Below are 6,187 nucleotides of genomic sequence, written 5' to 3'. Positions count from 1 at the left end.
GTGTTGCAGCAGTCCCTGGTGCAGCGCGATCGCGTCCTGCATGGCCATGCGCGTGCCCGAGCCCAGCGAGAAATGCACCGTGCGCAGCGCGTCGCCCAGCAGCACGATGTTCTCGTGCGACCAGCGCTCGTTACGCACGATGTTCGCCTCGAACCACAGCGAGCGATTGCCCAGCAGCTCGTTGGCGCCCAGGTCCTCGCGGAACACCTCGGCGCAATGGCGCCGGCTGTCGTCCTCGCTGGCCGTGTCCAGGCCGGCGCGGCGCCAGCTGTCCGGATCCACCTCGACCAGGAAGGTGCTCAGGTCCTTGCTGTACTGGTAGCTGTGGGCGATGAAGATGCCGTGCTCGGCCTCGCGGAAGATCAGCGACACGGGGTGGAAGCGCTGGCGCGTGCCGTACCAGGCGAACTTGTTGCGACGGCGCTCGAAGGCCGGGCGGAAATGCTCGGCGTACTGCTTGCGCACCGCGCTGTTGCTGCCGTCGGCGGCGACCACCATGTCGACCTCGCCGGCCAGCCGCGCCACGTCCTCGATGCGCTGCTGGTGGCGGATCTGCACGCCGGCCTCGCGGCAGGCCTGCTCCAGCACGGCCAGCATGTCGATGCGGGACGTGCGCGAGAAATGGTTGCCCTGCACCTGGACGCGCGTGCCTTGATGCACGATTTCCATGTAGTCGCAGCGCTCATGGTGCGCCACGAACCTGCCGAAGAAATCCGGATCGGCATCGCGCAGGAAGGCCAGGCCGATGTCCGAGAACACCACGCCCCAGCCATAGGTGGCGCCTTGCGGGTTCTGCTCGTAGATAGTGATCTCGTGGCTGGGATCGTGCTTCTTGGCAAGCAGCGAGAAATACAGGCCGGCCGGGCCGGCGCCGATGATGGCGATCTTCATTTTTCAGCGCTCCCGCTGGTTTGCGCCTGCGCGCAGGCTTCCTGGTAAGACAGCAGCCGCGTGCGCAGCGCGTCCGGCACCTCGATCGCGCGCCGCTCGCCGCGGGCCACGCAGATCGGCGTCAGGACGGCGTCGAAGGCGGGCTTGCCGCGCGCGCTGCCGTGGATGTGAAGGGTGTAAGTGCGGGTGCGCACCTCGTGCACCGTGACGCGCATGTCGAATTCCTCGTCCGGCCACAGCGAGGCCTGGAAGTCGAAGGACAGCGCGCGCGTGGGCGTGCCGAAGCCATGCTCGTCCTTGATGCGCTGCGGCGTGCCGTCGAACAGGTAGCCGTAGAACAGCTCGGCGGCCGACAACACGTATTCGCCGAAGGTGACGGTGTAGACCACGCCGGCGGGGTCGCAGTCGCCCCACTTGACCCGCCGCCGCACCACGAAGGGCCGTTCGCTCACCACGTATTCAGTGCTGGTCATCGTCTTGCTCCCTGGCCTGCTCGGCCTCCTGGTTCAGCATGGTCGCCACGGTCTGGCGCAAGGCGGCCTTGTCCAGCTTGCCGACCTTGGTGACGGGGAAAGCCTCGATGCTCTCGATACGCTCGGGGCACTTGTACTTGGCCAGGCCGCGGCCGGTCAGGAAGGCCGCCAGCTCGGGCACGGTGGGCGCGGCATGGCCCGGCCGCAGGATCACGAACAGGCAGCCCTTTTCGCCGTAGAACGGATCGGGCATGGCCACCAGGCGGGCCTCGGCGATGGCCGGATGCGCGCCGACCTGGGCTTCCACTTCCTCGCAGCCGATCTTTTCACCGCCGCGGTTGATGTTGTCGCGCAGCCGGCCCTCGAACGCGTAGCAGGTCTGGCCGTCCACGACGCGCGCGGTCATCATGTCGCCGCTGCGGTAGAAGCCGTCGGACGTGAAGGCGCTGGCATTGGCCTGGGGCGCGTCGAAGAAGCCCGGCAGCGTGGCCGGGCCACGGAAACAGAGTTCACCGGCTTCGCCCGGCGCGACCGGTTCCTCGGCGCCGGGGCGCAGCAGCCGCAGCTCATCGTCGGGACAGCCGGAAAACCCTTGCGTGTGATGGCGCGCCTGCGCCGGGGCGCTGGCGGGCGAACCCAGCAGCAGCCCTTCGGTGATGCCGAAGAGGTTGGAACAGGGCACGCGCAGATGGGCTTCCAGCCTTTCCGCCGCGCTCATGGTGATGAACAGCCGCAGCGAGCTGAGATCATGGTCGGCCAGGCGGTCGTAGGCCATGATCTGCGGCGCGATGGGGCCGATGGACATGGCGCGCGTGACGCGGTGCCGCTCGATCAGGGTCAGCATGCGCGGCACGTCCACGCGCGGCATCAGCACGGCCGACACGCCTATCGCGACCACGGGAATCAGCACATATACCTGGGCCGCGTTGTGCAGCAGCGGCAGCGACCAGATGATGCGTTCCTCTTCCTCCATCTGGTAGCGGCGCGCGCAGGCCAGCGCGTGGCCGAGGTATTCGGCATGAAAGCGCGGAATGATCTTGGGCATGCCGGTGGTGCCGCCGGACAGCTGGAAGCTGAGCACGTCCTCGCAGCCGGGGCCTTGCCGCGCCAGCAGGGCAGTGGCCTCGTCCAGCGGCATGGCATCGATCAGCGCCTGCATGGCCGCGTGGGCGCCGGCGTCGCCGCGCGCCACGATCAGGTGCGCCAGCGTGCCGTCCGTGGCCAGCATGGCGCCGGCGAAGGCCACCAGGTCGAAGCTGCCGAAGTCCGCCTGCACGAAGTAGCCGCGCGCCCGCGTCTGCCGGGCCAGCTGGCCGATCTCCAGCTCGCGGTGCTGCGGCAGCGTGCAGACGGGCACGATGCCGGCCTTGTAGCAGGCCAGCAGCGCGACCGCCGTTTCCAGCGTCGTGCCCATCTGGAAGATGGCGCGGTCCGAGGGGCGCAGGCCCAGTCTCAGCAGCGCCGCGCCCAGCCGCTCGCTGCGCTGGTCCAGCTCCTGGAAACTCAGGCTGCCTTCGTCGGTGATCAGCGCCGCGCGTTGCGGGCAACGGGCGGCGGTGGCGCGCAGCGCGTCGCCGACCGTGCGGCGTTCCCAGGCGCCGCTGGCGAAATAGCGCCGGGCGCGGTCTTCGGGGTGGTAGGTCACGCCCTCTATGGGGCAGCGTATGTCTCGCATGTCTGTCTCCTCCTGCCGCGGCGCTATCTGGCGGCCGGCGAAATCTGCACGCGGTCGCGGTCGAACACGTCGATGGTGCCGCGCACCCCGCCCGTGAACAGGCCATACCAGACCGCCGGCTTCAGGCCCAGCGTCTTGCGGCGGAACTCCAGCGGGCCGTCGGCGACGATGCAGTCGAATTCGTCCGCCGGCACCACGGCGCAGTCGGCGCGGCGCGAGGCGTCCGCGATCAGCGCGGAGAATTCCTCGACGCGCGGCACGAAGATGCGCACGCCGGATCCGGCCGCTTCGTCCTGCGCGTCCAGCCGGGCTTCCAGCAGCGCGGCCTTGCGCGCCCAGATGTCGTCCACGTGCCGCACGCGCTGCCCGCGCGATTCGGCGTCGGCCTCGGCCTGCATGGCCGCCTGCAGGGTCAGCGCGGCGTCGGCCGCGTCGATGCCGGCCAGCGGGCGCAGCTTGCGGGTGAATTCGATGAAGTAGCCGTTGGGGTCGCGCACGTAGATCGATTCGATGACTTCGTGCCGGGTCTCCACCGACACGTCCAGTCCGGCATCCTGCAACTTCTGCTTCCAGGCTTTCAGCTCGTCCTCGCTCTCGACCTGCCAGGCGGTGTGGGTGGCGTCGGCAACGTGATCCTCGGGCAGCGGCCGCGAGGCAGCCCTTCCGCGCATGGCTTCCGGCTCCTCGGAGCCCAGGTAGTAGAAGAACGCGATGGTGCTGCCGCGCCCGCTGTCGAAGAAGAAGTGCAGGAAATCGGGATGGGTCGCGGGGCCCCAGCCGCGCGCCGAGATGACGTGCACCAGAGGCAGTCCCAGAATGTCGCGGTAGAAGCGCACGGTCTCGCGCAGCTTCCAGGTGGGGCGGGCAGTGTGGTCCACGCCATGCAGGCGCAGCGCGGGGGAGGTCGTGGCGGTCATGATCGGTTCCATGGATGTCGGATTACAGAAAGCGCGCGCGCAGCCACGCCGCCAGTTCGCGCCCCGCCGCGTAGCGGCCGGGCTCCTCGCCCTCGGCCAGCGCGCGGCCGTGGTGGTCTCCGCGAATGCGCAGGTGGGTCTTGTCGGTGGCGGGAATCGCGTCGTGGATGGCGCGCACGTCGGAAGGAAAGCAGGCCTGGTCGCCCGTGTATTCGATGATCAGCGTGGGCTGGACGATGTTCTGGGCCGTGCGCGCCAGGCTGGCGTTGGATGACAGGCCGGACCAGGTGGACAGCCAGCTTTCCGGCGTGCAGAAGCGGGCGAAACCGACCGCGCCGTAGTTCGATGCATAGGGATCCTTGCCCCACAGCGAACCGGGATGGCGGTCGGACGGGTCCAGGCTCAGGTCCAGGCAGCGCAGGTCGGCGTCGCTGCGCCAGACCACCATCACGGGCGTGTGCGCGGCCCGGCGGCGCAGTTCGGGCGAGGGCTCGGTCTGTTCCTTGAGCGCGGCGCGCGCCTGCATGCGCTCGGCGATCATCCGCCGCGCCTGCTCGTCCAGGCGCGCCACGCGCTGGCGCTGCGCCTCGCGATAGCGCTCGACGAAAGCCGGCGCGTAGCGGGCGCGGCCGCCGGGCAGGTAGCCGTTGGCGGGCGCCAGCGGATCCAGTTCGGGCGCGACCGACAGCGCGTCGTTCTCGTCGGCGACGGACGGATCGATGCAGTTCAGCAGCAGCGCGCCCTGGCCGGGATGGGGGCCGATCAGCACCATGCCGTCGACCGTGGGCATGTCCAGCTCGTTGAGCCCGCTGCGCTTGCCGCCGGGCGTGCGGGCGATCCGTTCGGCCGCCGGCAGGCCCGACTGGTGCGCGTAGAAGGCATAGAGCCCGGCGCCGCCCGAATTGCCCAGCAGGACGATGCGCTTGAAGCCCAGGCCGCGCAGATGGGTCAGGCCGGCGGCCACGTCCAGCAGGGCGGTTTCGTGCTCCAGCCGCAGGTCGTTGCCGACCGAGCGGGCGCCCTGTGACCAGGCCGCGCAACCGGCCCCGACGATATCGGGAATCAGGTAGTGACAGGCCATGAACTCGCGCGGATGCATCACGCACACCACGGTGTCGGGCCGGGGGCCGGCGGGCAGGTAGAGCGATCCGGAGGTGGCGGCGCCGTCGGCGGTGCGCAGCACGACGTTGCGGGTGGAGGCGCCCGGCGGCAGGTCGCGGGGGTTCCAGTCGGTGTTCAGGAAGCCAGCGGTGACGTGGCTGGAAGGACTGCCGGAAGTCATATCCGTCTCCTTGGATAGTCGTTTCGGGGTTGATTTGTCAGATTAGACAAATATTTGACTTTGATGTCAATCAAAGTCGAAAAACTGACGCTGTGGTCAAATCGGACGTATGTCCGCGCTGCGCGGACCCCTGGAGCGGCGCCGGCCGGCGCGCCCGCTCACGCCACGATCCGCCCGCGCCGGGCGGCCATAGAAAAGGAAGAACGCCACCGTGACCGACGCAAGCACCAAGGGAAGCCTGAAGGGCGAGGCGCTGCGCAGCGCCATCCTCGACGCCGCCGCCACGCTGTTCATCGAGCGCGGCACCGGCGGCACCAGCATGCAGGACATCGCCGAAGCGCTGGGCCTGAGCCGCACCGCCGTCTATTACTACTTCAAGAACAAGGACGCGATCCTGCGCGCGCTGACCGAAGAGGTGCTGAACACGGCGCGCAAGCTGGCGGGCGACACCGTGGCGCGCGCCGACCTGGATCCGGTCCAGGCGCTGGGCGCGCTGGTGACCCAGCATGCCGACCTGATCCTGTCGCGGCCGGCGGAATTCCGCGTGGCCGACCGCACCGAGGGCGACATGACGCCCAAGCAGCGCGCGGCCCTGCAGGCGGCGCGGCGCAGCCTGCTGGAGAACTTCAGCGTGGTCATCGAGAAGGGCGTGCGCGACGGCCAGTTCCGCATGGTCGATCCGCACATCGCGGCCGTCAGCCTGATCGGCATGTGCAACTGGTCGGCCTGGTGGTACAAGCCGGACGGCCGCCTGAGCCGCGCCGAGGTGGCCGCCATCATGGCGGACATGGCGGTGCGTTCGCTGCTGCGCGACGAGGCGCGCCGCACGCGCAGCCCCGACGTCAGCGAGTCGCTGCGGCTGCTGCGCGAGGACCTGGCGTATCTGGAGAAGCTGGTGTTGCCCGAGGCCCGACCGGGTCAGGCAAGCAAGCCATAGCCCGGGACCAGG

The 6,187-nt window shown here is 69.5% G+C and carries 6 protein-coding genes; 1 reads left to right on the top strand and 5 read right to left on the bottom strand.

The features are described 5' to 3' along the window. From KDH83_RS14885 to KDH83_RS14865, 5 genes are all read right to left on the bottom strand, one after another. Positions 1-891, bottom strand: an 891-nt coding sequence (locus KDH83_RS14885) for an FAD-dependent monooxygenase (protein ID WP_212317113.1), incomplete at its 3' end; no start/stop codon positions are given. Next, complete coding sequence (locus tag KDH83_RS14880; RefSeq protein ID WP_212317111.1) at positions 888-1,364, bottom strand: thioesterase family protein; 477 nt, start codon at positions 1,362-1,364, stop codon at positions 888-890. The genes KDH83_RS14880 and KDH83_RS14885, both read right to left, overlap by 4 nt. After that, positions 1,351-3,039, bottom strand: a complete 1,689-nt coding sequence (locus KDH83_RS14875) for an AMP-binding protein (protein WP_212317109.1) — start codon at positions 3,037-3,039, stop codon at positions 1,351-1,353. The genes KDH83_RS14880 and KDH83_RS14875 overlap by 14 nt, the downstream gene beginning before the upstream one ends. Before the next feature lie 23 nt (positions 3,040-3,062). Continuing rightward, positions 3,063-3,956, bottom strand: coding sequence for a VOC family protein (locus KDH83_RS14870; protein WP_212317107.1), 894 nt, complete (start codon positions 3,954-3,956; stop codon positions 3,063-3,065). 22 nt (positions 3,957-3,978) lie between these two features. Beyond that, complete coding sequence (locus tag KDH83_RS14865) at positions 3,979-5,238, bottom strand: alpha/beta hydrolase (protein ID WP_212317105.1); 1,260 nt, start codon at positions 5,236-5,238, stop codon at positions 3,979-3,981. A gap of 211 nt (positions 5,239-5,449) precedes the next feature. Between KDH83_RS14865 and KDH83_RS14860 the strand changes: the two genes are divergently transcribed. Then, on the top strand, positions 5,450-6,175 hold the full coding sequence (locus KDH83_RS14860) for a TetR/AcrR family transcriptional regulator (protein WP_212317103.1): 726 nt from the start codon (positions 5,450-5,452) through the stop codon (positions 6,173-6,175). Positions 6,176-6,187 lie beyond the last annotated feature (12 nt).

The sequence above is a fragment of the Achromobacter sp. Marseille-Q0513 genome (assembly GCF_018195695.1).
Taxonomy (GTDB): domain Bacteria; phylum Pseudomonadota; class Gammaproteobacteria; order Burkholderiales; family Burkholderiaceae_B; genus Achromobacter.
The sequence above is the reverse complement of the archived record's forward strand: the minus strand, read 5'-3'. Positions and strand labels throughout refer to the sequence as shown.

Bases quoted from the DNA above. Each gene is read 5' to 3' on its own strand.
- KDH83_RS14870 (WP_212317107.1), bottom strand. From the start codon at position 3,956: ATGACCGCCACGACCTCCCCCGCGCTGCGCCTGCATGGCGTGGACCAC.
- KDH83_RS14880 (WP_212317111.1), bottom strand. From the start codon at position 1,364: ATGACCAGCACTGAATACGTGGTGAGCGAACGGCCCTTCGTGGTGCGG.
- KDH83_RS14875 (WP_212317109.1), bottom strand. From the start codon at position 3,039: ATGCGAGACATACGCTGCCCCATAGAGGGCGTGACCTACCACCCCGAA.
- KDH83_RS14865 (WP_212317105.1), bottom strand. From the start codon at position 5,238: ATGACTTCCGGCAGTCCTTCCAGCCACGTCACCGCTGGCTTCCTGAAC.